Annotated in this window: 22 protein-coding genes; 15 read left to right on the top strand and 7 right to left on the bottom strand. The window is 68.9% G+C overall.

What is annotated here, in order from left to right; translation table 11 throughout:
• Nucleotides 1-34 precede the first annotated feature (34 nt).
• The 4 genes from C8E99_RS11135 (at nucleotide 35) to adhP (ending at nucleotide 4,594) form a co-directional block, all read left to right on the top strand.
• Nucleotides 35-367 carry a DUF779 domain-containing protein gene (locus C8E99_RS11135; protein WP_236558200.1) on the top strand — a complete coding sequence of 111 codons (333 nt, stop codon included), beginning with the start codon at nucleotides 35-37 and terminating at the stop codon, nucleotides 365-367.
• Nucleotides 364-1,641 (top strand): helix-turn-helix domain-containing protein, encoded by a 1,278-nt coding sequence (locus tag C8E99_RS11130; protein WP_245952269.1) that lies wholly within the window; start codon nucleotides 364-366, stop codon nucleotides 1,639-1,641. Before C8E99_RS11135 ends, C8E99_RS11130 begins: the two co-directional genes overlap by 4 nt.
• 169 nt (nucleotides 1,642-1,810) lie before the next feature.
• On the top strand, nucleotides 1,811-3,334 hold the full coding sequence (gene adh, locus C8E99_RS11125) for an aldehyde dehydrogenase (RefSeq protein WP_115932344.1): 1,524 nt from the start codon (nucleotides 1,811-1,813) through the stop codon (nucleotides 3,332-3,334).
• Nucleotides 3,335-3,556: 222 nt separating this feature from the next.
• Entirely contained in the window at nucleotides 3,557-4,594 is a 1,038-nt protein-coding gene (gene adhP / locus C8E99_RS11120) for an alcohol dehydrogenase AdhP (protein WP_115932343.1), read from the top strand.
• Nucleotides 4,595-4,824: 230 nt separating this feature from the next.
• Here the strand turns inward: adhP and C8E99_RS11115 are convergent, their stop codons facing one another.
• On the bottom strand, nucleotides 4,825-5,391 hold the full coding sequence (locus tag C8E99_RS11115; protein WP_115932342.1) for an SRPBCC family protein: 567 nt from the start codon (nucleotides 5,389-5,391) through the stop codon (nucleotides 4,825-4,827).
• Nucleotides 5,392-5,471: 80 nt separating this feature from the next.
• On the opposite strand from C8E99_RS11115, the gene C8E99_RS11110 reads away from it, so the two are divergent.
• The 11 genes from C8E99_RS11110 (at nucleotide 5,472) to C8E99_RS11060 (ending at nucleotide 20,235) form a co-directional block, all read left to right on the top strand.
• The gene (locus C8E99_RS11110) at nucleotides 5,472-7,055 is read left to right on the top strand and encodes a SulP family inorganic anion transporter (RefSeq protein ID WP_115932341.1); all 1,584 of its coding nucleotides are present in this window, start codon (nucleotides 5,472-5,474) and stop codon (nucleotides 7,053-7,055) included.
• Nucleotides 7,056-7,089: 34 nt separating this feature from the next.
• The gene (locus C8E99_RS11105; protein ID WP_115933425.1) at nucleotides 7,090-7,569 is read left to right on the top strand and encodes an Lrp/AsnC family transcriptional regulator; all 480 of its coding nucleotides are present in this window, start codon (nucleotides 7,090-7,092) and stop codon (nucleotides 7,567-7,569) included.
• 177 nt (nucleotides 7,570-7,746) lie between these two features.
• On the top strand, nucleotides 7,747-9,726 hold the full coding sequence (locus C8E99_RS11100; RefSeq protein ID WP_281269066.1) for a thiamine pyrophosphate-binding protein: 1,980 nt from the start codon (nucleotides 7,747-7,749) through the stop codon (nucleotides 9,724-9,726).
• Between the two features lie 323 nt (nucleotides 9,727-10,049).
• On the top strand, nucleotides 10,050-11,666 hold the full coding sequence (locus tag C8E99_RS11095; RefSeq protein ID WP_115932340.1) for a fumarylacetoacetate hydrolase family protein: 1,617 nt from the start codon (nucleotides 10,050-10,052) through the stop codon (nucleotides 11,664-11,666).
• Between the two features lie 17 nt (nucleotides 11,667-11,683).
• Nucleotides 11,684-12,412: a GntR family transcriptional regulator gene (locus C8E99_RS11090; protein ID WP_115933423.1), complete on the top strand. Its 729-nt coding sequence runs from the start codon at nucleotides 11,684-11,686 to the stop codon at nucleotides 12,410-12,412.
• A 17-nt stretch (nucleotides 12,413-12,429) separates the two neighbouring features.
• On the top strand, nucleotides 12,430-13,968 hold the full coding sequence (hpaE, locus tag C8E99_RS11085) for a 5-carboxymethyl-2-hydroxymuconate semialdehyde dehydrogenase (protein WP_115932339.1): 1,539 nt from the start codon (nucleotides 12,430-12,432) through the stop codon (nucleotides 13,966-13,968).
• An 85-nt stretch (nucleotides 13,969-14,053) separates the two neighbouring features.
• Entirely contained in the window at nucleotides 14,054-15,220 is a 1,167-nt protein-coding gene (gene hpaD, locus C8E99_RS11080) for a 3,4-dihydroxyphenylacetate 2,3-dioxygenase (protein WP_115932338.1), read from the top strand.
• Nucleotides 15,221-15,239: 19 nt separating this feature from the next.
• Complete coding sequence (locus tag C8E99_RS11075) at nucleotides 15,240-16,025, top strand: 2-keto-4-pentenoate hydratase (protein ID WP_115932337.1); 786 nt, start codon at nucleotides 15,240-15,242, stop codon at nucleotides 16,023-16,025.
• Complete coding sequence (locus C8E99_RS11070) at nucleotides 16,010-16,822, top strand: HpcH/HpaI aldolase family protein (RefSeq protein ID WP_115932336.1); 813 nt, start codon at nucleotides 16,010-16,012, stop codon at nucleotides 16,820-16,822. Before C8E99_RS11075 ends, C8E99_RS11070 begins: the two co-directional genes overlap by 16 nt.
• Before the next feature lie 29 nt (nucleotides 16,823-16,851).
• On the top strand, nucleotides 16,852-18,747 hold the full coding sequence (locus C8E99_RS11065; protein WP_115932335.1) for an FAD-dependent monooxygenase: 1,896 nt from the start codon (nucleotides 16,852-16,854) through the stop codon (nucleotides 18,745-18,747).
• Nucleotides 18,748-18,852: 105 nt separating this feature from the next.
• Entirely contained in the window at nucleotides 18,853-20,235 is a 1,383-nt protein-coding gene (locus C8E99_RS11060; RefSeq protein WP_115932334.1) for an MFS transporter, read from the top strand.
• A 70-nt stretch (nucleotides 20,236-20,305) separates the two neighbouring features.
• Here C8E99_RS11060 and C8E99_RS11055 read toward each other — a convergent pair whose 3' ends face one another.
• The 6 genes from C8E99_RS11055 to C8E99_RS11030 form a co-directional block, all read right to left on the bottom strand.
• The gene (locus tag C8E99_RS11055) at nucleotides 20,306-22,921 is read right to left on the bottom strand and encodes a heavy metal translocating P-type ATPase (RefSeq protein WP_115932333.1); all 2,616 of its coding nucleotides are present in this window, start codon (nucleotides 22,919-22,921) and stop codon (nucleotides 20,306-20,308) included.
• Nucleotides 22,922-23,084: 163 nt separating this feature from the next.
• Nucleotides 23,085-23,321: a heavy-metal-associated domain-containing protein gene (locus C8E99_RS11050; RefSeq protein WP_115932332.1), complete on the bottom strand. Its 237-nt coding sequence runs from the start codon at nucleotides 23,319-23,321 to the stop codon at nucleotides 23,085-23,087.
• Nucleotides 23,322-23,374: 53 nt separating this feature from the next.
• Nucleotides 23,375-23,776, bottom strand: a complete 402-nt coding sequence (locus C8E99_RS11045) for a metal-sensitive transcriptional regulator (protein WP_115932331.1) — start codon at nucleotides 23,774-23,776, stop codon at nucleotides 23,375-23,377.
• Between the two features lie 78 nt (nucleotides 23,777-23,854).
• Nucleotides 23,855-24,781: a cation diffusion facilitator family transporter gene (locus tag C8E99_RS11040; RefSeq protein WP_115933422.1), complete on the bottom strand. Its 927-nt coding sequence runs from the start codon at nucleotides 24,779-24,781 to the stop codon at nucleotides 23,855-23,857.
• Between the two features lie 102 nt (nucleotides 24,782-24,883).
• Nucleotides 24,884-25,669: an arsenate-mycothiol transferase ArsC gene (locus C8E99_RS11035; protein ID WP_115932330.1), complete on the bottom strand. Its 786-nt coding sequence runs from the start codon at nucleotides 25,667-25,669 to the stop codon at nucleotides 24,884-24,886.
• Between the two features lie 25 nt (nucleotides 25,670-25,694).
• Entirely contained in the window at nucleotides 25,695-26,096 is a 402-nt protein-coding gene (locus C8E99_RS11030; RefSeq protein ID WP_115932329.1) for a three-helix bundle dimerization domain-containing protein, read from the bottom strand.
• Between the last annotated feature and the right edge of the window lie 40 nt (nucleotides 26,097-26,136).

Raw genomic sequence — 26,136 nt, 5'->3', positions numbered from 1 at the left:
TGAGATCGACGGGGAGGCCGTGTCCCGCGTCGGCATGACCCAGGCCGCACTGGACCTGATCGGCTCACTCCAGCAGGTCCACGGCCCGCTGATGTTCCACCAGTCCGGCGGCTGCTGTGATGGATCCTCGCCGATGTGCTTCCCCGCCGGTGACTTCAAGACCGGGGGAGCGGACATCCTGCTGGGGACGTTCGTCCTGCCCGAAGGTACGGAGCTGCCGTTCTGGATGAGCCGCGAGCAGTTCGACTACTGGAAGCACACCCACCTGACCCTGGACGTGGTCGACGGCCGTGGCTCGGGCTTCTCGGTGGAGGCGCCAGAAGGCAAGCGCTTCCTCATCCGGTCCCGCCTGATGGACGCGCGGTGACCCTGTCCCTGTCCGGGCACTTGTCCGGTGCGGCCTATCAGCGCGTCGTCGAGCGGGCGCGGGGCGAGCTGGCGGGGCCGGATCACCGCGGGATGCTCGGTCAGATCCGTGCCGAGGTCGCCGAGTCCTGGCGTCGTTCGTTGGTGGTGCACGGTGGCCTCGGAAAGCCTCTGGAGCCTCGTCTGGTCACGGACTCGGATCTGCGGGAGGTGCGCCAGGGCCACCCGCTGGCGCCGGTGCTGCCCATCATCCGCCGGCTCCTCGTGGAGCCCGCCGCGGATGCCAGTCTGATCGTCGCGGTGGGGAACGCGGAGGGGCACCTGCTGTGGGTCGAGGGCGATGACCAGGCCCGCCGCCGCGCTGACGCCATGGGTTTCGTCCCGGGCGCTGATTGGTCTGAGGCCTCCATGGGCACCTCTGCCCCCGGGACGGCGCTCTACTCCGGCCGGCCCGTGCAGGTGAGCCGGGCCGAGCACTTCAATCCCGTGGTGCATCCCTGGAGCTGCTCGGCGGTTCCCCTGCGCGACCCGGCTGACGGCCGCATCGTCGGGGTGATCGACCTGACCGGTGGGGACGAGGCCATCTCCCCGCTGGCCCTGCCCCTGCTGAAGGCCGCCGCCGAGGCGGTGCATTCGGCCTGGCGGGAACACCTTCTCCCGTCGCCCGTGCCGGCCCCGGTCCGCGGGAGCATCCTGCACGTCACCGGTGGCCTTCCGCCGCGGTTGGCGGGCTCGGACGGTGCGTGGCGGGAGATCCCCGGCAAGCACGCCGAGATCCTGACGCTGCTCACCTGGCATGGCGCCGGACTGGACGGCGCAGAGCTGGAAGAACTCGTCTACGGTTACGACGCCGGCACCACCCTCCGTGCCGAGGTGCACCGGCTCCGGCGAGCCCTCGAGGCCGGTGTGCCCGGGGTGGCGCTCCGGGCTCGGCCCTATCGGTTGGAGGGCGCGCTGGCCACGGACGCCGTGCTGGCGCGGGAGGCCCTGCGCCGGGGTGAGGTGAGCGTCGCGTTGGGCCGAGCCGCGGGGGCGGTGCTGCCTCGGTCCGCGGCACCCGGCATTGTCGAGATTCGCCACCACTTGGACCTCGCCCTGCGGGAGGCGGTGTTGGAGGACGCCGGAATCGAGGACCTGTGGACCTACCTGGCGCGCCCCGAGGCGGTCGGCGACTTCGAGTTGTGGATGACGGCCCTGAAGATGCTGCCCGCGGACTCCCCGCGCCGGGCACTGGCGGTCTCCACCGTGGAACGCCTCGAGGCTGAGGCACACTAGGCGCGAAAGCGCGAGGTCCTGGGGGCGGTTGCAGGGGCATTGGCTGCAGCGGGGTGCGGGTCACTGCGGGGCGATCGGGCCCGGTCACCAGCGGTGCAACGTGGATGCAACATGTCTGTGACTACGATCACAGCATCAGTCCATCCAACCCCGCATTCCAGGAGCTGACATGACCATCTACGCCAACCCGGGAACCGACGGTTCCGCGGTGACCTTCAAGCCCCGCTATGAGCACTACATCGGGGGTGAGTGGGTGGCTCCCGTCAAGGGCCAGTACTTCGAGAACCCCAGCCCGGTCACCGGGCAGGTGTTCACGGAGGTCGGGCGCGGCACGCCGGAGGACATCGAGGCGGCCCTGGATGCTGCCCACGCCGCCGCCCCGGCCTGGGGCAGGACGTCCCCGGCCGAGCGGGCGTTGATCCTCAACAAGATCGCCGACCGTATGGAGCAGAACCTCGAGATGCTCGCGGTCGCCGAGACGTGGGACAACGGCAAGGCCGTGCGGGAGACCCTGAACGCGGACATCCCGCTCGCGATCGACCACTTCCGCTACTTCGCGGGCACCATCCGGGCGCAGGAGGGCTCACTGTCCCAGCTCGACGAGGATACGGTGGCGTACCACTACCATGAGCCCCTCGGCGTGGTGGGCCAGATCATCCCGTGGAACTTCCCCATCCTCATGGCCACGTGGAAGCTCGCCCCGGCCCTGGCGGCCGGCAACGCCGTGGTGCTCAAGCCCGCGGAGCAGACCCCGGCCTCGATCCTGGTGCTGGCCGAACTGATCGGCGACCTGCTGCCGGCCGGCGTGCTGAACATCGTCAACGGCTTCGGGCTCGAGGCCGGCAAGCCGCTGGCGTCCAACAAGCGGATCCGCAAGATCGCCTTCACCGGTGAGACCACCACGGGCCGGCTGATCATGCAGTACGCCTCCGAGAACCTCATCCCGGTGACGCTCGAACTGGGCGGCAAGTCCCCGAACATCTTCTTCGAGGACGTCATGGCCGCGGATGACGCGTACTGGGACAAGGCGCAGGAGGGCTTCACCATGTTCGCCCTGAACCAGGGAGAGGTCTGCACCTGCCCGTCCCGTGCCCTGGTCCAGGAGTCCATCGCGGACCGGTTCCTGGACGCCGTGGTGGAACGCACGCGGGCCATCAAGCAGGGCAACCCGCTGGACACCGAGACCATGATGGGAGCCCAGGCCTCCAACGACCAGCTGGAGAAGATCAAGTCCTACCTGGACATCGGCCGCCAGGAGGGGGCCGAGGTGCTGCTCGGCGGAGAGCAGGCCCACCTCGAGGGCGACCTGGCCGGGGGCTACTACGTGCAGCCGACGATCTTCCGCGGCCACAACTCCATGCGGGTCTTCCAGGAGGAGATCTTCGGTCCGGTGGTCTCCGTGGCCACGTTCTCCGACTTCGATGACGCCATGACGATCGCCAATGACACGCTCTACGGTCTGGGAGCAGGGGTCTGGTCCCGCAACGGCAATACCGCCTACCGTGCCGGCCGCACCATCCAGGCGGGCCGGGTGTGGGTCAACCAGTACCACGCCTACCCGGCGCACTCGGCGTTCGGCGGCTACAAGTCCTCCGGGATCGGGCGGGAGAACCACAAGATGATGCTGGATCACTACCAGCAGACCAAGAACCTGCTGGTCTCCTACTCAGAGGACAAGCAGGGCTTCTTCTAGGCCGTCTTCCGATGCCGGCCCGGACGTGCTGCTCGCGTCCCGGGCCGGTCACAATCACCGCGACTCCGGATCCGCGCGCCCAGACGCGTGACGGCTCACCGGAGCGGTCGAGCGCGCCGTCAAGCCCATGAACGCGGCCATCCCGAGCAACATCACGATGGCCGCATCAACACCCCATGACCACTTCAACACACCCATGACCAACATGACCAAGGAGTACCCATGTCAACCATGAAGGCAGCAGTTGTTGAGAGCTTCAACCAGGATCTCGCGATCAAGCAGGTCGACATCCCGGAGCCAGGGCCCGGCCAAGCCCTGGTGAAACTGACGTCCTCAGGGGTCTGCCATACGGACCTCCACGCCGCCACCGGGGACTGGCCGGTGAAGCCGTCCCCTCCGTTCATTCCCGGCCACGAGGGCGTGGGCATCGTTGAGAAGATCGGGGAGGGAGTCACCGAACTCTCCGAAGGACAGATGGTGGGCAACGCGTGGCTGTGGAGCGCCTGCGGGAGCTGCGAGTACTGCCGCACCGGCTGGGAGACCCTGTGTGAATCACAGCAGAATGGCGGCTACGCGGTGGACGGCTCCTTCGGTGAGTACATGATCGTGGATGCCAAGTACGCCCCGGTGCTGCCCGAGGGCTCTGACCCGTACGAGGTCGGCCCGGTGCTGTGCGCCGGCGTGACGGTCTACAAGGGCCTGAAGCAGACGGAGGTCCGGCCCGGGCAATGGGTCGTCATCTCCGGCATCGGCGGCCTGGGTCATATCGCCGTGCAGTACGCGGTGGCCATGGGCATGCGGGTGGTGGCCGTGGATGTGGCCGATGACAAGCTGGCCCTGGCGCAGAAGCACGGGGCCGAGATCGTGGTGAATGCCAATGTGGCGGAGCCGTCCATGGAGATCCAGGAGAAGATCGGCGGTGCCCATGGCGTGCTGGTCACAGCAGTCCACCCGAAGGCCTTCGGCCAGGCGATCTCGATGACCCGCCGTGGGGGAACCATCGTGTTCAACGGCTTGCCGCCGGGAGACTTCCCCGCCCCCATCTTCGACATCGTGCTGAAGGGCCTGACGATCCGCGGTTCGATCGTCGGTACGCGGCAGGACATGGTGGAGGCCTTGGAGTTCTACGCTGCCGGCAAGATCCACCCGACCTACTCCAAGCGTCCGATCGAGGACATCAACGCGATCTTCGACGAGATGCACCACGGCAAGATCGACGGCCGCGTGGTCCTGGACTACTCGGCCAGCCCGGAACGCTGATCTGCACCGTGCCCACCGCTGGTGGATTCGGGAAGGGACCGCCACAGCGGGCATGACGAGACCCCGGGTGATCCGGCTGCGTGAGGGGGACGCAAACTGCCGGGCCCGGGGCCTCTTCCTGTCATCACTCGCACCTTGATGAGGTGCTTCCCACTGTAGGGAGCCGACCTGTTCATGGACTTGGCCGCCGCTGTGAAGGCGCTGGCAATCCGGCCCCAGGGGTATCGGCCTTAGAGGTACCGGCCGGCCAGGCGTGTGAGGGAGGCACGGATGCCGTTGGCGTTGTCCTGCGGGCGCCGCGTCAGCTCGTAACCGCGGGCCACCACGTGCCGGGTCCAGGAATAGTCGAAGGTCTCGGTGACCACGGTGCTCCCGTCCCCCTGGTCCTCGAAGCGCCACCGCCACCGGTGCCCGCCCGGGTGCTTCCACTCCACGAGTTCGTTCTCGTCCGCCGCCGTGACCACGAGCTTCATGGTGTACGGAAGGCCCAACATCTTCATGGCCACCGAGAACTGGTCGCCCACGGACAGCTGAGAGGGGCCGGTCTTGGCGTACTGCACCGTGGCCGAGCCGTCCACCTCGTGGTGCCGGTGCGGATTGGCCAGGATCGGGTACAGCTCCGAGGCGGGGGCGTTGACCAGGATCCGGTAGCTCACCTGCAGCGGACCCGTGTCCACCGGCTGGGGCCAGCCGGCCTGCGGGGCCGACGTCGGCAGGCCGGTCTCCGCGTTGACGGTGGCTTCGGCGTCTGGCCGGCTGGTGTTCGGCTGCGGGGTGTTCTGCGGCTGGTTACTCATGTACCCAGTGTAGGAACACCTCCGGGCCGGCGCCGCGGCTACTGTGGAGGCGTCACCCTCGAACACCCGGAGTCTTTGCCATGCCCGACGACGTCCCCGTGCCCCCGCTATTGCCGCACCATCCCGAGGTGGCCCAGAACCTCGCCCTGGGTCACGGTGGAGCGACCCCCGAGCAGCGCCAATCGGTGTGGCTGACCCTGCGCCGGCCCGGGTGGCTCAAGACCGAGGTGCTCTCCGGGCTCGTGGTGGGACTGGCGCTCATCCCCGAGGCCATCGCGTTCTCGCTGATTGCCGGGGTGGACCCGGCGGTCGGGCTGTTCGCCGCCGCCATCATGGCCATCTCCATCTCCTTCCTCGGGGGCCGGCCGGCCATGATCTCCGCCGCCACCGCTGCCACGGCCCTGGTCATCGCCCCGGTGGTGGCCAGCCATGGTGTGGAGTACCTCTTCGCCACGGTCATCCTCGCCGGCATTCTGCAGGTGGCGATGGGCCTGCTCGGCATCGCCAAGCTGATGCGGTTCATCCCCCGCAGCGTGATGACCGGGTTCGTCAACGCGCTCGCAATCCTCATGTTCATGTCCCAGCTGCCGGACCTGATGGACGTGCCCTGGCTGGTCTACGTCCTGGTGGCCCTCGGCCTGGCCCTCATCTTCCTGTTCCCGCTGCTGACCAAGGCGGTGCCGGCGTCCCTGGTCTCGATCGTGGTGGTGACGGGCCTGGTGATCGTCACCCAGATGGCCGTGCCGACCGTGGGGGACAAGGGTGAGCTGCCGCAGGCCCTGCCGGTGCTGGTGCTGCCGGAGGTGCCGTTCACCCTGGAGACGCTCCAGGTGATCGCGCCCTACGCGTTCGCCATGGCCGTCGTCGGGCTGATGGAGTCCCTCATGACCGCCAAGCTGGTGGACGATGTCACGGACACCGGCTCCTCCAAGACCCGGGAGTCCCTGGGCCAGGGCGGGGCGAACATCATCTCTGGGTTCTTCGGCACCATGGGGGGTTGCGCCATGATCGGCCAGACCATGATCAACACCAAGGCCAACGGGGCCCGCACCCGGCTGTCCACCCTGACAGCCGGCGTCATGCTGCTGGTGCTCTCCGTGCTGCTGGGCGAGCTGGTCGGGATGGTCCCGATGGCCGCCCTGGTGGCCGTGATGATCTACGTCTCCTGGGCCACCTTCGACTGGCACTCGATCCGTCCCTCCACGCTGCGGGCCATGCCGCTGTCCGAGACACTCGTCATGCTGGTCACCGTGGCCGGCACCGTGGCCACCGGGAACCTCGCGGTGGGCGTGGGTCTCGGCGTGCTGGCCGCCATGGTGCTCTTCGCCCGGAGGGTGGCGCACTTCGTGACCGTCCGGCGGACCGTCGGCCCAGAGGGCAACGCGCCCGACGACGGCCGGACCGTCACGTACACCGTGGACGGTGAGCTGTTCTGGGCCTCCTCGAACGATCTCTACACGCAGTTCGACTACCTCGCGGACCCCGATCGCGTGGTCATCGACCTGACCCGGTCCCACCTGTGGGATGCCTCCACCGTGGCCAGTCTGGATGCCATCACGGAGAAGTATGAGCGCTACGGCAAGACGGTCGACGTGGTGGGGCTGAACGAGGCCAGCACGGCCATGCGCGCCCGCCTGCGGGGCAAGCTCGCGCCGGGGGAATGATCCGTCCGGGCGCGCCGGTGCCAGAATGGACGCCATGCAACCCGACGACCTCGACGCCCGCCTCGTCCAGCTGCTGACGGACGAACCGCAACTTCCGGTCCTGGAATGCGCCCGGCGACTGGGCGTGGCCCGAGGCACCGTGACCAGCCGGTTGGCCCGGCTTCATGCGCACGGTGTGGTCTCGGCGATCGTCCCGCAGGTCGACCCCGCCGGTTTCGGGTACGACTTGGTGGCCTTCTGCTTCGTGGACATCATTCAGAACGTGGGGCATGGTCCGGTGACGGAGGCGATCCTCTCTGCCATCCCGGAGGTCACCGACCTCTATACCGTCACCGGGGACCACGATCTGCACCTGCGAGTGGTCGCCCGCAACGGCCAGGACCTGCAGGACGTGCTGGACCGGATCTCCCAGCTGGCTGGCGTGGCCCGCACCTCGTCCTCCCTGGCCCTGCGCACCCACATCCAGGGGCGTACGCTGCCCCTGCTCCATGCGGTGGCCGACTCGACTCCCTGAGGTCTCCTCGGCTGGTCGAGGCAGGTCATGGCTGGTCAGACTGTCCGGTTGAATGCTGGTGTAGTGGGTCAGAATGTACAGGGTGTTCAGCTGATCCGCGCTCGATTGCGCAGCGCGAAAGAGCGGGACACACTTCTCGGCAAGACCCTGAAGTCCATCTCGCCGAGGAGTTTCACCGTGACCGTTGCGCCCGCCCCCACTGTCTCGCCCGCCGCCGAGACGGCCGAGCCTGCCGATCTCCCCGTGCCGTCCACCGGTTCCGACGACTCCGCCGTGCGCGCCACCGTTCCGCAGGCCGTGGCCGGAGTGGTCCGGGAGTGGGCCGAACTGCTCTTCGGACTGATGGGCAACGGCAACGCCCACCTGATCAGTGAGTTGACCAGTACGGGGTTCCCCTTCGTGACGGTTCGGCACGAGGCCGGAGCGGTCGCCGCCGCCGATGCCTACTACCGTGCCTCGGGCCGGGTCGGCACCGCGACCGTCACCTACGGTGCCGGCTTCACCAACACCCTCACCGCCCTGGCGGAGGCCTCGCTGGCGCGGATCCCGCTGGTGCTGATCGTGGGTGACGCGCCGACCACGGGGCCGCGCTCTTTCGACATCGACCAGGTCGGAATGGCCGCTGCCGCCGGAGTGGAGACCGTCCGGCTGGATGACCGGGATCCGGCTGCCCAGGTGCGGGGCGCCTACGCCCGCGCCGCGTCCGGACGGCGCCCCGTCGTCGTCGCGATCCCCTACGACCTCGTGGAGGTTCCGGTCGGTACCTCGTGGGGGAACGCCGGGGAAGTCGAGATGAGCTCGGCTTCCGCCCTGGCCGATTCCGGATCGCGCCCGACGCCGGTCGAGCGGCTGCCCGTCGACGGCTCGCCGATCGATGGCGGGCCGGTCGATCGTGGGTCGCCGGACGACGCGCTGGTGGAGGCCGAGTTGGAGCCGCTAACCGCCGCGTTGCGCACGGCGGAGCGGCCGCTGCTCGTCGCCGGGCGGGGCGTGCTGGATTCCCCCGGCGGTCCCGAGGCGCTGCGAGCCCTGGCCGACCGGTTGGGGGCCCTGTTGGCGACCTCCGTGATGGCCCGCAATGTGGCCGGTCCCGAGGGCGACCTGGGCATCGCCGGGGGATTCGGCCGGCTGGAGCGGGTGGAGATCATGCGCCAGGCCGATGTGGTGCTGGTGGTCGGTGCCAGCATGAACCCCTTCCAGATGCGCTATGGCACGGTCTTCGGTCCTGCCGCGACCGTGCTGCAGGTCGATGTGGACCCCGCGAGGCGTCATGAGCGCACCGAGCACTTCCTGAGGGCCGACGCCGGCACTGCCCTGCGGGCGCTCGCCGATCGCCCCGGTACCGGCCTGCTCGAGAACGGCGGGGCCGACGGCGGCTGGCGCGCCCGCCAGCCGATTCCGCCGGCTCCGCGCCTGGACTCGGCAGTCGAAGCGGTCGAGGTGGTCGACCAGGGTCAAGGAGACCTGGCAGGCCTGGCGGATCAGGCGGAGCAGGTGACCGGGGCGGAGAAGGTGGGGGCCGGCGTCGTTCCCCTGGGGCTGGCTGCCGACGGTCGACTGGACCCGCGCACCATGGCTCTGGCCCTGGAGGGCATCCTGCCCCGAGAGCGGACGTTCGTGCAGGACGGCGGGCACTTCATCGGCTGGATCCCGCTGATGTGCTCCGTCCCGGACGCCCGCTCGCACCTGTTCGTCGGCACCGCCTTCCAGTCGATCGGCCTCGGGTTCCCGTCCGCCGTCGGTGCCGCAGTGGCCCGGCCGGAACGGACCACCGTGCTGGTGACCGGTGACGGGGGCGGCCTGATGGCCCTGGCCGATCTGGAGAGCTTCGTGAAGCAGGCCCGCTCCGGCGTCGTGGTGGTCTTCAACGACGCCGCCTACGGGGCCGAGCTGCACCAGTACGCGGCGCGCGGGCTGGACGAGCAGGCCATGCTCATCGATGAGGTCGACTTCGCCGCCGTCGGGCGCGCCTTTGGGGCCCAAGGGATCAGGGCGCGGAGTTTGCAGGACCTGGACGCCCTGCGGGACTGGGTGGACCGGGGTGCCGAGGGCGTGTTCGTGCTGGACCTGCCGATCTCCCAGCACGTCGTGGCCGAATACATGCAGGAGTCCATGGCCGGCGCCTTGCCGGCCCCGCGGCCGCTGTCCGTGGACTGAACCCGACGCGCTGCTGGTGCTGGTCACCTGACCAGGTACTGAGGACCGACTGGCCAGAGGCGCGTCAGGACGTCTCACATTGAAGAAGACAGGGCTGGGGCCGGGACAGGAAGTCCCGGCCACAGCCCTGTCTTCTGGGACAGAACGCTCCGTCCGGAGTGGCACCCGCCACGCCCGAAAGACTCCGGGGGTGTTCAAGGTCACGTGAGATCGTATACGATCAGGGAGGAACGAGACGGGCGCCACAGTGGGCCCGGAGTCCAGAGGGCCGGTGAGACACCGACGCCACCACTGGACTCGGACGCCGACAGGAGCAGGAGATCATGACCGAGACACCCTCAGCGGATCATCAGGACAGCCAGGCCCCGAGCCCGGTAGATTTCTCCGACCGGCGTCATCGCCCCGGCAAGATCATCGCCCTGCACCTGAACTATCCCTCCCGCATCGCGCAGCGCGGCCGGTCGCCGAAGTTTCCGGGCTACTTCCTCAAGGCGGGCTCCTCCGTGTCCCGCAGCGGCGAGGCGATCGAGCGTCCCGAGGGCACCGAGCTGCTGGCCTATGAGGGCGAGATCGCCCTGGTCCTCGGCGAGACCTGCCGCCGCGTGTCCCCCGAGGAGGGCTGGTCCAAGGTCTCCGGCATCACCGCGGCCAACGACTGGGGCCTCTACGACCTGCGGCATGCGGACAAGGGCTCCAACCTCAAGAACAAGTCCGGTGACGGGTACACGCCGCTCGGTCCGAACGTCATCCCGGCCGCCGGCCTGGATCCCACGCAGCTCCGGGTGCGCACCTGGGTCAACGGCGAGCTGACGCAGGACGACACCACCGAAGGTCTTGCCTTCCCGTTCGGCCAACTGATCGCCGACCTCTCCCAGCTGATGACCCTGGAGGCAGGGGACGTCATCCTGACAGGCACCCCGGCCGGCTCCTCCGTGGCCCAGCCCGGCGACGTCGTCGAGGTCGAGGTGGACGCCCCGCAGGCGCCGGGCACTCCCAGTACCGGCCGCCTCATCACCCCCGTGCGCTCCTCTGGCCGGACCCTGGCCGATTTCGGTGCCCAGCCGCAGGTGGACGACACCCAGCGGGAGGAGGCCTGGGGCTCCCGCGAAGCCGCGGGCCTGGCACCGCAACCGGCCGCCGCCTCCGGTGAGGCGCGTGGTGCGGGCGAGGGGGCCGGCGTCGAGCCCTATCGGTACGTGCCGGACACGCCTGCCGCAGACCGGACCCTGCTCACCACCGAGTTGCGGGCCAAGATCGAGGAGACCGCGGTCGCCACCATCACCGCCCAGCTGCGCAAGCGCGGGATCGACAACGCCACCATTGACGGCGTGCGGCCCACCCACCCCGGCCAGCGCATCCTCGGCTATGCCAAGACCCTGCGCTACGTGCCCAACCGCGAGGACCTGTTCAAGCGCTTCGGCGGCGGGTTCAATGCCCAGAAGCGAGCCATGGACACCGTCGAGCCGGACGACGTGGTCGTCATGGAGGCCCGCGGCGAGACGGGCACCGGAACCCTCGGGGACGTCCTGGCACTGCGCGCCCAGGTCCGGGGTGCCACAGCCGTGGTGACCGACGGCGGCGTGCGGGATTCCGCGGCCGTCGCCGAGGTCGGGCTGCAGGTCTACTCCAACGGCGCGCACCCGGCCGTGCTCGGCCGGCGCCATATCCCCTGGGAGGTGGGCGGGACGATCGCCTGCGGAGGCACCACGGTCCAGCCCGGGGACATCATCATCGGCGACGACGACGGCGTGGTGGTGGTTCCTCCCGCCCTGCTGGCCGAGGTGGTGGACGCCGCCTGGGAGCAGGAGCAGCAGGATGCCTGGGTCTACGAGCAGGTCGAGGCGGGGCATCCGGTGGACGGGCTGTTCCCGCCGAACGCCGAGTGGAAGTCGAAGTACGAGCAGTACCGTCAGTCCCGCGTGAACCAGGGCGAGCGATGACCACGATCAGTGCCGACATGGCCGAAGGGCGAGACCCGGTGAACCGGGGGGGAAGCGATCAGGACGCCGGGACGGGCTCGTCCAAGGCGGACGTGGCCTACCAGCGGATCCTGTCCGGCATCAACGCCGGGCGCTACGCCCCCGGAGCCAGGCTGGTGCTCGCCCAGCTCGCCGCCGAACTCGAGATGTCCGTGGTCCCCGTGCGGGAGGCCATCCGGCGCCTGCAGTCGGAATCGGTCGTGGCCTACACCCGCAACGTCGGGGCGACCGTGATCGGGATCGACCCGGAGATCTACCACGACACCATGGAGACCCTGGCCCTGGTCGAGGGATACTCCACCGCGTTGTGCGCCCCCCTGATCACCGCGGAGGAGATCGAGAGGGCCCGGGCGATCAACGAGCGGATGCGCGGGCTCCTGGCGGACTTCAACGCCGTGGAGTTCACCCGGCTCAACAAGGAATTCCACTCCGTGCTGTTCGAGCACCACCAGAACAGCCACATCCTGGACCTCGTCCACCGGGGCTGGGCCCGCCTGGCGGCGTTGCGCTCCTCGACCTTCGCCTACGTCCCCCACCGTGCCGACCGTTCGGTGGCCGAACACGACCACCTGCTGGACCTGATCGCCGCCGGCGCCGAGTTCGCCGCGGTGGAACAGGCCGCGCGCCACCACCGCCTCAACACCCTGAACGCCTACCTGGACCACGTCGCCGCAAGCAACGGCGACGCCGACTCATCATCTGTCTGACGACCGAGAGGACCATCATGACTGCACAGAGCAACGACTTCGTTCCCGCGAACCTGCCTTCGACAATCCAGCACTACATCGGCGGACAGCACGTCGACTCCATCGACGGTGACACGTTCGACGTGCTGAACCCGGTCACCAACCAGCCTTACTTGCAGGCCGCCTCCGGCAAGGTCGCGGATATCGACGCCGCCGTGGCCGCCGCGAAGGACGCCTTCGAGAACGGCCCCTGGCCGACCATGCTCCCGCGCGAGCGCTCCCGGGTGCTGCACAAGATCGCGGACATCGTGGAGACCCGCGGCCAGGAACTGGCCGAGATGGAGTGCTACGACACCGGGCTGCCGATCTCCCAGGCCCTGGGCCAGGCACGCCGGGCCGCCGAGAACTTCCGCTTCTTCGCCGACCTGATCGTGGCTCAGCACGATGACGCGTTCAAGGTCCCCGGCCGCCAGGCGAACTACGTCAACCGCAAGCCGATCGGCGTGGCCGGGCTCATCACCCCGTGGAACACCCCCTTCATGCTCGAGTCCTGGAAGCTGGGCCCGGCCATCGCCACCGGCAACACCGTGGTGCTCAAGCCGGCGGAGTTCACCCCGCTGTCCGCCTCCCTGTGGCCGGGCATCTTCGAGGAGGCCGGTCTGCCGGCCGGCGTGTTCAACATGGTCCACGGCTATGGCGAGGAGGGCTTCGCCGGGGACTCCCTGGTCAAGCACCCGGACGTGCCGCTGATCTCCTTCACCGGCGAGTCCCGCACCGGACAGCTCATCTTCGCCAACGCGGCCCCCTACCTGAAGGGCCTCTCCATGGAACTGGGCGGCAAGTCCCCGGCTGTGGTCTTCGAGGACGCGGACCTCGACTCGGCGATCGATGCCACCGTCTTCGGCGTCTTCTCCCTCAATGGCGAGCGCTGCACCGCCGGCTCCCGCATCCTGGTCCAGCGCGGCATCTACGACGAGTTCGTGGAGCGCTACTCGGCGCAGGCGAAGCGCGTGAAGGTCGGCCTGCCGCACGAGGAGTCCACCGAGGTCGGCGCCCTGGTCCACCCGGAGCACTTCGAGAAGGTCATGTCCTACGTGGAGATCGGCAAGTCCGAGGCCCGCCTGACCGCCGGCGGCGGCCGCCCGGACGAGTTCCCCGAGGGCAATTTCATCCAGCCGACGGTGTTCGCCGACGTCTCCCCGGAGGCTCGGATCTTCCAGGAGGAGATCTTCGGCCCGGTGGTGGCCATCACCCCCTTCGACACGGACGAGGAGGCGCTCGCACTGGCCAACAACACCAAGTACGGCCTGGCCGCGTACATCTGGACGAACGATCTGAAGCGGTCCCACAACTTCGCCCAGAGCGTCGAGGCCGGCATGGTGTGGCTGAACTCCAACAACGTCCGTGATCTGCGCACGCCCTTCGGCGGCGTGAAGGCCTCCGGCCTGGGGCACGAGGGCGGCTACCGCTCGATCGACTTCTACACCGACCAGCAGGCCGTGCACATCAACCTCGGCGAGGTCCACAACCCGGTCTTCGGCCGGCAGGAGCAGGCGGCCGAGGAGCTCCAGGCGTGACCTACCCCGGCCTTTCCACACCTGCCCCGTTGTCTGACCAGGCTTTCCAGGCTTTCCAGGCTTTCCCCCAAGAGTAAGGACCATCATGACCCACCTCGATGACCGGACGATGACGTCCTCCGGCTTCTATGTCTCCCAGGAAGCCCCCATCGTCTCCGACAACCCCGTCCCGACCCCGCAGGCCCCGGCCCCGGACATCCTGCGCTGCGCCTACATGGAGCTCGTGGTCACGGACCTGCAGCGCTCCCGCGAGTTCTACGTGGACGTGCTCGGTCTGACTGTGACCGACGAGGACGAGGACACGATCTACCTGCGGTCGCTGGAGGAGTTCATCCACCACAACCTGGTCCTGCGCAAGGGACCGGTGGCCGCAGTCGCCGTCTTCTCCTACCGTGTGCGCAGCCCAGAGGACCTGGACAAGGCCGTGGCCTTCTACGAGGAGCTCGGCTGCCGGGTGGAACGCCGCCAGGACGGATTCACCCGGGGCATCGGCGACTCCGTGCGCGTGGAGGACCCGCTGGGCTTCCCCTACGAGTTCTTCCACGAGGTGGAGCACGTCGAGCGTCTGGCCTGGCGCTACGACCTGTACACCCCGGGGGCGCTGGTCCGCCTGGACCACTTCAACCAGGTCACCCCGGACGTGCCACGGGCCACGAAGTTCTTGCAGGACCTGGGCTTCCGCGTCACCGAGGACATCCAGGACGACGAGGGCACGGTGTACGCCGCCTGGATGCGGCGCAAGCCGACCGTCCATGACACGGCCATGACCGGCGGCGACGGTCCGCGCATGCACCACGTCGCCTTTGCGACCCACGAGAAGCACAACATCCTGGCGATCTGCGACAAGATGGGCGCCCTGCGCATCTCGGACCGGATCGAGCGCGGTCCCGGCCGGCACGGGGTCTCCAATGCGTTCTACCTGTACATCCTGGACCCGGACGGCCACCGGATCGAGATCTACACCCAGGACTACTACACCGGCGATCCGGACAACCCCGTCGTCACCTGGGACGTGCATGACAACCAGCGCCGTGACTTCTGGGGAAACCCCGTGGTCCCCTCCTGGTACACCGAGGCCTCGCTGGTGCTGGACCTGGACGGCACGCCGCAAGAGGTCAAGGCCCGCGAGGAGAAGTCCGAGATGGACGTGACCATTGGTGCCGACGGCTTCTCCTACACCCGTGAAGGTGACCAGGACGGCACCTACCAGGGTGAAGCCGCCAAGGGCTTCAAACTCGGACACCAGCTGTAGAGGCAGGGGACACACGGACATGCTTGACCACTCAACGCACGTCGCTATCGCCGACGAGCTGCACCAGGCAGGACAGGACCGGAAGCCGGTTCCCCTGCTCACGGCGCGGTACCCGGACATGGGGATCGAGGACTCCTACGCGGTCCAGCGGATCTGGTCCCAGCGGCAGATCGACGCCGGCCGGAAGAAGGCCGGTCACAAGATCGGCCTGACATCCAAAGCCATGCAGGACGCCACCGGGATCGATGAACCGGACTACGGGGTGATCTTCGACGACATGGTCATGGAGTCCGGTCACGTCTACGAGTGGTCCCGTTACACGCATCCGCGGGTCGAGATGGAGCTGGCCTTCGTGCTGAAGGACACCCTGGCGGGCCCGGGCGTGACGCTGTTCGACGTCCTGCGCGCCACCGAGTATGTGGTGCCGGCGCTGGAGGTGCTGGACTCCCGGATCGAGATGGAAGGGCGCACGATCACCGACACCATCAGTGACAACGCCGCGATGGGTGCCATGGTGTTCGGTGGCCGCCCGGTGGCACCCGACGCCGTGGACCTGCGCTGGGTCGCCGGGATGCTGTCCCGGAACCAGGAGATCATCGAGACGGGCGTGGCCGCCGGGGTGCTCAACCACCCGGGCAACGGGGTGCACTGGCTGGCGAACCGGATCTCCGGGCACGGGGACGTGCTGGAGGCCGGGGAGATCATCCTGGCCGGCTCCTTCACCCGGCCCATGTGGGTCTATGCCGGGGACACCGTCTACGCCGACTACGGGAACCTGGGGACCGTGACATGCCAATTCGCCTAGATCCACAGCCCAGCTTCAAGAGCCTATTCAGTGCGCAGGCTCGCGCCGACCGGGACGGCCGGGCACCGGCCGGGATGTTCGTCAACTCGGCCGACCCCTCCGTCACCGAGATCTGCGCCTCTGCCGGCCTGGACTTCCTCCTGATCGACGGCGAGCACGCGCCTCTGGGGTTGGAGACCATCCAGTCCCAACTTCGGGCCATGGCCGGATACTCCGTGGTCCCCGTGGTCCGGGTGCCCGCCCTGGACCCGGTGCTGGTCAAGCAGTACCTGGACCTGGGTGCACAGTCCCTGGTCATCCCGATGGTGGACAGCGCCGAGGACGCCGAGCGGGCCGTCCGAGCGATGCACTACCCGCCGCGGGGCATGCGCGGGGTCGGTTCGGCCCTGGCGCGGTCGGCGCGCTGGAACCGGATCCCGGACTACCTGGCCCGTGCCGGGGACCTGGTCACCCTGATCGTCCAGATCGAGTCCGCGGCCGCCGTCGCCGCCGCCGGACAGATCGCGGGAGTGGACGGCGTGGACGGGATCTTCATCGGCCCCTCCGACCTGGCCGCCTCCATGGGCCTGCTCGGGCAGCAGAACCACCCGGACGTCGTCGCCGCGGTGAAGACCGTGATCGGGCAGGCCCGGGACGCCGGCACGTTCGTCGGCGTCAACGCCTTCGCCCCGGATCAGGCCCGGGACTACCTGGCGGCCGGCGCCGATTTCGTCAACGTGGGGGCCGACGTCGCCCTCCTGGCCCGCGCCACCGAGGCCCTCGCCGACACCTGGTGTGGCACCGGCACCACCGAATAGAACGCTAGAACACCTGTAGAGGAGACCACATGCTGTTTCACCACAACGGGTACGTGTCCGGGGACCCGCGAGTCCAGCCCGCCGCCGGCGTGGGCGTGGACCGTTCCGCCGAGCTGCCCGAGGCCATGGACGTCCTCGTGGTCGGCGCCGGACCGGCCGGCATGACCGCCACCGCCCAGTTGGCCAGCTTCCCCGAGGTCATGACCTGCCTCGTCGACCGCCGTCCGGAGCGGCTGGGGATCGGCCAGGCCGACGGCATCCAGGCCCGGAGTGTCGAGACGTTCCAGGCCTTCGGGTTCGCCGAGGAGATCGTCGCGGAGGCATACCACCTGACCGAGATGAACTTCTGGAAGCCGGACCCCCAGGAGAGCGGCCACATCATCCGGACCGCACGGGCCGTGGATGACCCGGCCGGGGTCAGTGAGTTCCCGCACCTGATCGTCAACCAGGCCCGGGTGCTGGACTACTTCGCCCGGTTCGCCCGCCATGCACCGTCCCGCACCGAGCCCTACTGGGGCTGGGAGTTCGTGTCCCTCGAGGTGGGCGAGGGCGAGTACCCGGTGACCGTCACGCTGAAGCGCACCGGTGAGACGCCCGACGGCGGCGTGAGGCCGGGCGAGACCCGGACCATCCGCACCAAGTACGTCATCGGCGGGGACGGCGCGCACTCGAAGGTCCGCCGGGACATCGGCGCCCAGCACGTCGGAGCCGTGTCCTACCACGCCTGGGGCGTCATGGACGTCATCGCCGAGTCCGACTTCCCGGATATTCGCACCAAGTGCGCCATTCAGTCCGAGCATGGCTCGATCCTGCATATCCCTCGCGAGGGCGGCTTCCTGTTCCGGATGTACGTGGACCTCGGTGAGGTGGATCAGAACGATGCGGGCGCCGTGCGCAAGACCCCGATCGAGTCGATCATCGCCCAGGCCAACCAGATCGTCTCGCCCTACACGGTGGACGTGAAGGATGTGGCGTGGTGGAGCGTCTACGAGGTGGGTCACCGGGTGACGGACCGGTTCGACGACGTCCTGGCCGAGGACGTCGGTCAGCGCCACCCCCACGTGTTCATCGCCGGCGACGCCTGTCATACGCACTCGGCGAAGGCCGGACAGGGCATGAACGTCTCCATCCAGGACGCGTTCAACCTCGGCTGGAAGCTGGGCCACGTGCTGACCGGGCTCAGCCCGGAATCGCTGCTGTCCACCTACTCGGCCGAGCGGCAGCCGGTGGCCCAGAAGCTCATCGACTTCGACCGTGAGTGGTCCTCGATGATGGCCGCCAAGCCGGAGGAGCTGGAGAGCGCCACCGCACTGGAGGACTACTACCAGAAGACCGCGGAGTTCCCGGCGGGCTTCATGACCGAGTACCCGGCCGGGCTGCTCGTGGCCGAGGCGTCCCACCAGGCGCTGGCCAGCGGATTCCCCCTCGGCAAGCGCTTCAAGGCCCACCCGGCCAAGCGCGTCTCCGACACGACTCCACACCACCTGGGCCACCAGCACACGGCGGACGGACGCTGGCGGATCTACGCCTTCGCCGACGCCGCCGTGTCCTCCGCTTCAGACTCGGCGCTGCGGACCTGGGCCGAGTGGCTGGACTCCGAGACCTCCCCGGTCCGGCGCTTCACCCCCGCGGGCCGGGACCTGGATGCGCTGTTCGACGTCCAGGTGATCTACCAGCAGCCCCACGAGGAGGTGGAGCTGATGAAGGCGCCCTCGATCTTCCGCCCGCAGGTCGGCCGGTTCCAGGTCTCCAACCTGAACAAGGTCTGGGGTGTGGACCCGGAGGACGACATCTTCGAGGCGCGCGGCCTGAGCCGCGACGGCGCGATCGTGGTGGTCCGTCCGGACCAGTACGTCTCCGCCGTGCTCCCGCTGACCGCCACGGACGAGCTGACGGACTTCTTCGAGCCGATCTTCACCCCGTGATCCCGGCGTGATCCGGTATCTACCAGTGGCTACCGGAGCACGCTGATGGCTGCCGGCGTCCGCTGGCCACACCAACTTTCACAGCATCACCCCAACGAGGTACCCATGACTGAAACCCGACACTCTGACCGGGCCAACCAGCGCCGCGTCGCTGCCGCCACCCTGGTCGGCACCACCGTGGAGTGGTATGACTTCTTCATCTACGCCACCATGGCCGGCCTGGTCTTCTCCCAGCTGTTCTTCGAGCCGGCGGGGGAGTCGATCGGCCTGCTGCTGTCCTTCGCGTCCGTGGGCATCTCCTTCCTGTTCCGCCCGCTCGGGGCGTTCCTGGCGGGCCACTATGGGGACAAGCTGGGCCGCCGCGTCATTCTGGTGGTCACGCTCATCATGATGGGCGGGGCCACGACCCTGATCGGCCTGTTGCCCACCTACGCGTCGGCAGGGGTCATCGCTCCGATCATGCTGATCCTGCTCCGCGTGCTGCAGGGCGTCTCCGCCGGTGGCGAGTGGGGTGGCGCGGCGCTGATGGCCGTGGAGCACGCCCCGGCGAAGCGCCGCGGACTGGCCGGCTCCATGCCCCAGCTGGGGGTTCCCCTGGGCCTGCTGCTGGCCACCGGGGTGACCGCCCTGATGACCGGCGTGATCTCCCCCGGGGACCAGTTCATCGAGTGGGGCTGGCGGATTCCCTTCATCGCCTCCGTGGTGCTGATCGGAGTCGGCTACTTCGTCCGGATGGCCGTGGACGAGTCCCCGGTGTTCAAGGAGATGGCGGAGAAGAAGGAGCAGACGAGTGTCCCGATCGTGGAACTGTTCCGCAAGTACTGGCACTTGGTGCTCCTGGCCTCGCTGATCTTCGTGGGCAACAACTCGGTGGGCTACATGTCCACGGGCGGTTTCATCCCCTCCTACGCCACTTCGGACGACATCGGGCTGGACAACACCGACGTGCTGATCGCCATGACGTTCGCCGCCTCGGTGTGGTTGCTCTCCACCCTCGGGGCCGGGATCCTCTCGGACTACATCGGGCGGAAGCGGACGTATCAGCTCGGCTATGTCTGGCTGATCCTGGCGGTCTGGCCCCTGTTCCTGCTCATCGATACCGGCAGCCTGGCGAACCTCTACCTGGGCCTGGGGATCATCTGCATCGGCACCGGGCTGACCTATGGGCCCCAGGCCGCCCTCTACTCGGAGCTGTTCCCCGCCTCCATCCGGTTCTCCGGGGTGTCCATCTCCTATGCGATCGGCGCCATCCTGGGCGGGGCGTTCGCGCCCATGATCGCCCAGGCCCTCCTGGACGTCACCGGATCCTCCGGGGCCATCGCCGTCTACCTCATCGGGATGTGCGTGGTGGCGCTGATCGCCGTGTCCCTGGTCCGGGACCGCTCCGGGATCGATCTGTCCATCCACAACCAGGCCGAGCAGGAGGTCGGAAGCACGGTGTTCGACCAGCGCCCGGTGCCGGCGGCCCGCGAGATGTCCTCGCATTAGGCTCACCCGGTCGCCGGCCGACCGGCGACTGGCCGGCGACCGATGGTCGGTCAGCGCCCGATTACCGCAGTCAGCGCCCGAACCGCGTCAACCGCAGGGAGTTCGCCACCACCAGGACGGAGCTGGCGGCCATCGCCGCACCGGCGAGCATCGGGTTCAGGAGGCCGAGGGCGGCCACCGGGATGCCGAGTGTGTTGTAGGCGAAGGCCCAGAACAGGTTCGACTTGATGATGCCCAGCGTCTTGCGGCTGAGCTGCACGGATTGGACCACCTGGCCCAGCGACGAGCCCATCACCGTGATGTCGGCGGCCTCGCGGGCCACGTCGGTGCCGGATCCCATGGCGATTCCGAGGTCGGCCTGGGCCAGGGCGGGGGCGTCGTTCACGCCGTCACCCACCATGGCCACCACGCGGCCGGCCTCCTGCAGCTCGATCACCTTGGCCACCTTGTCCTCAGGGCGTACCCCGGCGAACACGTCCTGCGCGGAGATCCCGACGGCGGCCGCCACCTGGGCGGCGACCTCGGCATTGTCTCCGGTCAGCAGGATGGGGCGCAGTCCGAGCCGCTTGAACTCGGCGATCGCCGGAGCCGACGACTCCTTGATGGTGTCCTGCAGGGAGATGATCCCGGCGACCTGGCCGTCCACGGAGACCCAGATCGCGGTGGCGCCCGCGGCCTCGGCGTCGGCGAGCTGCTGCTGCTCATCGGCAGTCAGGCTGCCGGAGCTCAACTGGGTGGCGATGTAGCTGGACCGCCCTGCGGCCACCGTGTGGGTCCGGAAGTCAGCTGGACCAGGCTCACCCAGCGTTTGAGTCGGGAGTTGCTGTGGCGATTGGCGCCCTATCGCCACGGCAACTCCCGAGTCGTCACGGTGGTTCCGCGGGAACGCGACCGTGCCGCGCACTCCACCGCCGGCGGCGGACTCGAAGCCGGTCACCTCCGGGACGGTGCTGCCCGAGAAATCTGCCGAGTCTGAATAGTCCGAAGCCTCCGAAGAGGCAGCAGCGTCTCGGGCCGCCGTGGTGATCGCGGCGGCGATCGGGTGCTCCGAGTGCGACTCGACGGCCCCGGCCAGGCGCAGGACCTGGTCGGCGTCGTGGCCATTGAGGGGCGTGACGGCGGTGACGGCGAGGTCGCCGGCCGTCACGGTGCCGGTCTTGTCCAGCACGATCGTGTCCACGGTGCGGGTGTCCTCAAGGACCTCCGGGCCGCGGATGAGGATGCCCAGCTGGGAGGCCCGGCCGGTGCCGGCCAGCAACCCTACGGGAGTGGCCAGGCCCAGCGCGCAGGGGCAGGCGATGACCAGGACGGCGACGGCGGCGCGGAAGGCCGCGTGCAGGTCACCTGAGAAGAGGAGCCAGAGGGCGAAGGTGATCACTGCGATCACAAGCACGATCGGCACGAAGACTGCGGAGATGCGGTCCGCCAGCCTGGCGATCGGGGCCTTGCCCGTCTGGGCGTCGGAGACGAGCCGGCCCATCTGGGCGAGCGTGGTGTCCGAGCCGGTGCGGGTGGCACGGACCAGAAGCCGTCCAGAGGTGTTGACGGTGGCTCCAGTGACGGTGTCCTCCGGGCCGACCTCCTCGGGGACCGATTCACCGGTGATCAGCGAGGTGTCCACGGCGGAATGTCCGGAGACCACGTAGCCGTCCGTGGCGACCTTCTCACCCGGGCGGACCACGAACTCATCACCGGGCACCAGTTGGGCCGCCGGAACGGTGACCTCCACGCCGTCGCGCAGCACCGTGGCGGTCTTGGCGCCGAGGTCCAGCAACGACTTCAGGGCATGGCCAGCCCGCTTCTTGGCGCGCGCCTCCAACCAACGGCCGAGGAGCAGGAAAGTCGTGACCACGCCGGCGGTCTCGAAGTACAGCTGGTGATCGGCCATGGAGGCCATGCCTCCGCCGCCCATGGCGGCACCCGCATGGGCGGTCATGTCCGGCTCCAGCAGGAGTTCGGCCGTGGAGAAGCCCCAGGCGGCGAGCACGCCGATCGAGACGAGGGTGTCCATGGTGGACGAACCGTGGCGGGCGGCCTTGAAAGCGGCGGTGTGGAACGGCCAGGCCGCCCAGAAGGTCACCGGTGTGGCCAGGGCGAGGGCCACCCAACCCCAGTGCGGAAACTGCAGGGCGGGGACCATGGAGATCAGGAAGAGCGGGAGGGTGAGGACAGCGGCCCCGATGAGCCGAGGCTTGACCACGTCGCCCGAGGGTCCGTGGTTCAGGTGGTTCTCGTGTCCCTCGTGCCCGTCAGGTCCGTGGTTGCTGTGGGTGCCCTGGACGTCGTGTTCGCCCTGATGGCCGTGGCCATCGTGATCTGGGTGGTTGTCGTGCTTGCCGTGGTCGCCGTCGCTCGACTCCTCGCCGTCGCCGAGCTCGGGGTGACCAGACCTCGTGACGGTAGCGGAGGCGGTACTGGTGCCGGTGTCACTTGGTGCGCGGCGGATCGAGGCGGAGTAGCCGGCCCGGTCGACGGCGGCAATGATCTCCTCGTCGGTGACGGAGGTCGGGACCGTGACAGCGGCGGCCTCCAAGGGCAGATTGACCGTGGCGGTGACGCCCTCGAGCTTGCCGAGCTTGCGCTCCACCCGTCCGACGCACGAGGCGCACGTCATGCCGGTGATGTCCAGATCCACCCGGCGAGTGCCGCTGTCCTCGGCGGCTGCGCTCTTCACTGTTTCGCTCATGGCAAGCTTTCCTGTCCATCTCGTGTTCCCTGCGGGCCGCAACTGACCGTTGCGGGCCGTTGCCGGCCGCCGCTCGTACTTGTTGCCCTGATGTCCTGATGCCTTGTCCAGCGGTTGCCGGCCGGCCGTTGCCCGGCTGACACTCCTGCCGGATCAGACCTGATCAGACCAGGTCGAGTCCGGGGGTGGCCACGGCGTAGCCGGCCTCTTCGACGGCGGCCTTCAGATCCTCGGGGGCCGGGGCGCGCCCTTCGGTGGCGACGGTGGCAATGGAGGTTCCTCCGGCCACGAGCGTGACGTCGACGCCGGTGACGCCCGGCAGTTCCTGGAGTTCCTCGGTGACGCTCGCAACGCAGTGATTGCAGGTCATGCCGTTGATCTTGATGTCGGTGGTGGTCATGGTGATCCTCCGTAGGGTGATGATGTCGTGTTGGGCGGTCGGCGGCGAGCCGGTCAGCGCATGAGCCGGGCGATGGCGGCGGTGGCCTCGGCGACCTTGGCCTGCACGGCCTCGTCATTGCCGGTGTCCCGGGACTCGCGGGCGGCATCAGCCACGCAGTGACCCATGTGGTCCTCGAGCAAGCCCAGGCTGACGGCGTGCAGGGCCTTCGTGGCTGCGGCGACCTGGGTCAGGATGTCGATGCAGTACTTGTCCTCGTCCACCATCTTGGAGATGCCGCGGACCTGCCCCTCGATGCGGCGCAACCGCTTGAGGTAGGCATCCTTGCTGGGGCTGTACCCGTGGTGCTCCCCGGCTGCGGCCTCCACAGATGTGGCGTCCGTCCCTGCGGTGACCGAGGCAGGCTGGGCGTCCAAGCCGGAGGCGCTGTGAGGGTCCGTGATGTCAGTGCTCATGACTCGAAGGTATACCCCACTGGGGTATTGAGTCAACTACCCCTAGGGGGTATGCACCACCGGCTGTTCCCGTGCGGGTCAGGAGTGCAGGTGCCCTTCATGGTCCCGGTGGCTGGGTGGCTCCAGTTGGAACGTGCTGTGGTCCAAGGGCAAGGCGAAGTGCTCGGCCACGCAGTCCTGCAGTGACCGCAGGATCTCCATGGTGTGTCCGTCCCCGAAGCAGCCGTGCTCCACCACCACGTGGGCCGTGAGCACGGGCGTCCCGGTGTCGATCCGGGAGACGTGCAGGTCGTGGACCTCGAGCACGTGGGGCTGCCCGAGCAGGTGGGTCCGGATCTCCGTGAGATCCAGCTCCCGGGGAACGGACTCGAGCAGGACGCTGCCGGCTTCCCGCAGGATTACGAGCGCGCGCGGAAGGATGAGTGCGGCGATGACCATTCCGGCCAGGGCGTCCGCACGGGTCCAGCCGGTAGTCGCGACGACCACGGCACTGATGATGACGGCGACCGAGCCGAGGGCGTCATTGACGACCTCCAGGAACGCGGCCCTCAGGTTCAGTGACCCGTCTCGCCCGCCGGCCAGGACGGCCAGGGCCACCAGGTTGCCGGCCAGGCCGATGATGCCGAAGGCCAGCAGCACGTCGGCGTCGACGTCGGCCGGCTCGGCGAGGCGCCGGAGGCCCTCGATGAGCGCATAGATCCCGACGGCGAGCAACACCGTCGCCTGGGCGCCGGCGGCCAGCACTTCGGTTCGGAGCAGCCCCCAGGTCCGGCGGTCGGTGGGCGGGCGCAGCATCAGGTTGGCCGCGACGAGCGCGACCAGCAGGCCTCCGGCGTCGGTGAGCATGTGGCCGGCGTCCACGAGCAGGGCCAGGCTCCCAGTCAGCCAGGCGCCGATCACCTCGGCGACGAGGATGCTGGCGGTGATGCCGAAGGCGATTGCGAGTCGGCTCCGCGAGGATCCGGCACCGTGCTGGTGGCCGGGCCCGTGCGTCGAGTCAGTCATGCCGTGATGATAGGCCGCCGGGTCTCCGGCCCGGGCCACAGGCCGGTGTGGACCCTGTACCAGCCTGTGGTGCGGCGCCCGCACGAGTGTGGGGCGGGGGCGTCAGGCGCTCATCTGCAGGGGCGGATGGTCGCGACGACCGGGCCCAGTCCCAGTGTCGGCCCCCGCTTCGGCCCCGGTCCCAGCATTGGCGGTATCGGTGCCGACCTCACGCATCAGATCAAGGACGCGCGCCTCGAGGTCGTCCCGCATGGCCCGGATGTCCTCGAGGGACCGTCCCACGAAGTTGGGGATGTCCCACTCGCGGTAGTCCTTGCCGGGCAGGTGCTCCACCTGGTCGCCGCAGGACAGGGTGACCACGTGCTGGGCGGCGGCGTGGACATCCCCGGACAGCGGCTTGGGGTAGGCCTGGTCCAGAGGGATGCCGATCTCGGCCATGACGGCCACGGCGTCCTCATAGAGGTGGCCCACCGGCGCCAGGCCGGCGGAGCGGGCCGTGACCCGCCCCTCCGAGTGCTTGAGCATCAGGGAGGCGGCCATCTGGGACCGGCCGGCGTTGGCGTCATCAACGAACAGCACGCGGGGCAGGGGCGATTCGATGATCCCCTGGGTGATGCCGAGGGCGCGCAACTGGCTGTCCGCGAAGTTGCCGGCCAGCAGGGGCAGGAAGGTCTTCACGGCGGCCCGGCGGTCCATCTCCTGGTAGGCCTCCTCCAGGATCCGGTCGACCGTGGCGCGATCAGCCACCTGGGCATACCGCTCGTGGAGGTGGGCCGCCGTCCGTTCCAGGACGTGGCGGTCCAACTCGGGGACGGCGTCGGCGGCATCGGCAACATCGGACCCGTGATGGTCCAGAGCCGTGTCCAAGGGATTCTGGTGCGTGGTCATGGCTGCTCCTGGGTGGGAGTGGGGGTCAGGCGGCTGCTGTCATCCCGTCTAGGTTTTCGATGGCCTTGTCCTCGGGAGCGCCGGCCGCGGCGGTGCGGTCAGCGATCTCGCGCAGGCGGGTCTCGGCCTGGCTCAGAGCGAGGGTGGGCAGGTAGGTCTTCAGCCGGGCCGTGCGGTTCAGCTCGCGATAGGCGGCGTGGACCGTGCGGCGGATGAGCCCACCGTCCAGGACCTGGGCGAACTTCGCCTGCAGGTCAGCGACTCCACGGGACAGCACGCGGGCATGGACGATCTGGTTGGCCCCGGTGGGCAATGCGCCGTTCATGCCGTTGCTGGTGGCGGGGGCCATCGCGTGGCGGCCGGCCGTCCGGGCAGAGCGGATCTCGGCCTCGGTGGCCAGGTTCTCGGTCATGACATGGGTGGTCATGGGCACCTCCTTCTGTGGGCCCGCCAACCCTTCGTCGGCG

Source organism: Citricoccus muralis (genome assembly GCF_003386075.1).
GTDB classification, from domain to species: domain Bacteria; phylum Actinomycetota; class Actinomycetes; order Actinomycetales; family Micrococcaceae; genus Citricoccus; species Citricoccus muralis.
Note: the sequence above shows the minus strand (reverse complement) of the source record. Positions and strands in the feature narration are given on the sequence as shown.

Coding starts and splice junctions, on each gene's coding strand:
- C8E99_RS11135 (WP_236558200.1), top strand. CDS start 35: ATGACCCAGGCCGCACTGGACCTGATCGGCTCACTCCAGCAGGTCCAC.
- adh (WP_115932344.1), top strand. CDS start 1,811: ATGACCATCTACGCCAACCCGGGAACCGACGGTTCCGCGGTGACCTTC.
- adhP (WP_115932343.1), top strand. CDS start 3,557: ATGTCAACCATGAAGGCAGCAGTTGTTGAGAGCTTCAACCAGGATCTC.
- C8E99_RS11115 (WP_115932342.1), bottom strand. CDS start 5,391: ATGAGTAACCAGCCGCAGAACACCCCGCAGCCGAACACCAGCCGGCCA.
- C8E99_RS11110 (WP_115932341.1), top strand. CDS start 5,472: ATGCCCGACGACGTCCCCGTGCCCCCGCTATTGCCGCACCATCCCGAG.
- C8E99_RS11105 (WP_115933425.1), top strand. CDS start 7,090: ATGCAACCCGACGACCTCGACGCCCGCCTCGTCCAGCTGCTGACGGAC.
- C8E99_RS11095 (WP_115932340.1), top strand. CDS start 10,050: ATGACCGAGACACCCTCAGCGGATCATCAGGACAGCCAGGCCCCGAGC.
- C8E99_RS11090 (WP_115933423.1), top strand. CDS start 11,684: ATGGCCGAAGGGCGAGACCCGGTGAACCGGGGGGGAAGCGATCAGGAC.
- hpaE (WP_115932339.1), top strand. CDS start 12,430: ATGACTGCACAGAGCAACGACTTCGTTCCCGCGAACCTGCCTTCGACA.
- hpaD (WP_115932338.1), top strand. CDS start 14,054: ATGACCCACCTCGATGACCGGACGATGACGTCCTCCGGCTTCTATGTC.
- C8E99_RS11075 (WP_115932337.1), top strand. CDS start 15,240: ATGCTTGACCACTCAACGCACGTCGCTATCGCCGACGAGCTGCACCAG.
- C8E99_RS11070 (WP_115932336.1), top strand. CDS start 16,010: ATGCCAATTCGCCTAGATCCACAGCCCAGCTTCAAGAGCCTATTCAGT.
- C8E99_RS11065 (WP_115932335.1), top strand. CDS start 16,852: ATGCTGTTTCACCACAACGGGTACGTGTCCGGGGACCCGCGAGTCCAG.
- C8E99_RS11060 (WP_115932334.1), top strand. CDS start 18,853: ATGACTGAAACCCGACACTCTGACCGGGCCAACCAGCGCCGCGTCGCT.
- C8E99_RS11055 (WP_115932333.1), bottom strand. CDS start 22,921: ATGAGCGAAACAGTGAAGAGCGCAGCCGCCGAGGACAGCGGCACTCGC.
- C8E99_RS11050 (WP_115932332.1), bottom strand. CDS start 23,321: ATGACCACCACCGACATCAAGATCAACGGCATGACCTGCAATCACTGC.
- C8E99_RS11045 (WP_115932331.1), bottom strand. CDS start 23,776: ATGAGCACTGACATCACGGACCCTCACAGCGCCTCCGGCTTGGACGCC.
- C8E99_RS11040 (WP_115933422.1), bottom strand. CDS start 24,781: ATGACTGACTCGACGCACGGGCCCGGCCACCAGCACGGTGCCGGATCC.
- C8E99_RS11035 (WP_115932330.1), bottom strand. CDS start 25,669: ATGACCACGCACCAGAATCCCTTGGACACGGCTCTGGACCATCACGGG.
- C8E99_RS11030 (WP_115932329.1), bottom strand. CDS start 26,096: ATGACCACCCATGTCATGACCGAGAACCTGGCCACCGAGGCCGAGATC.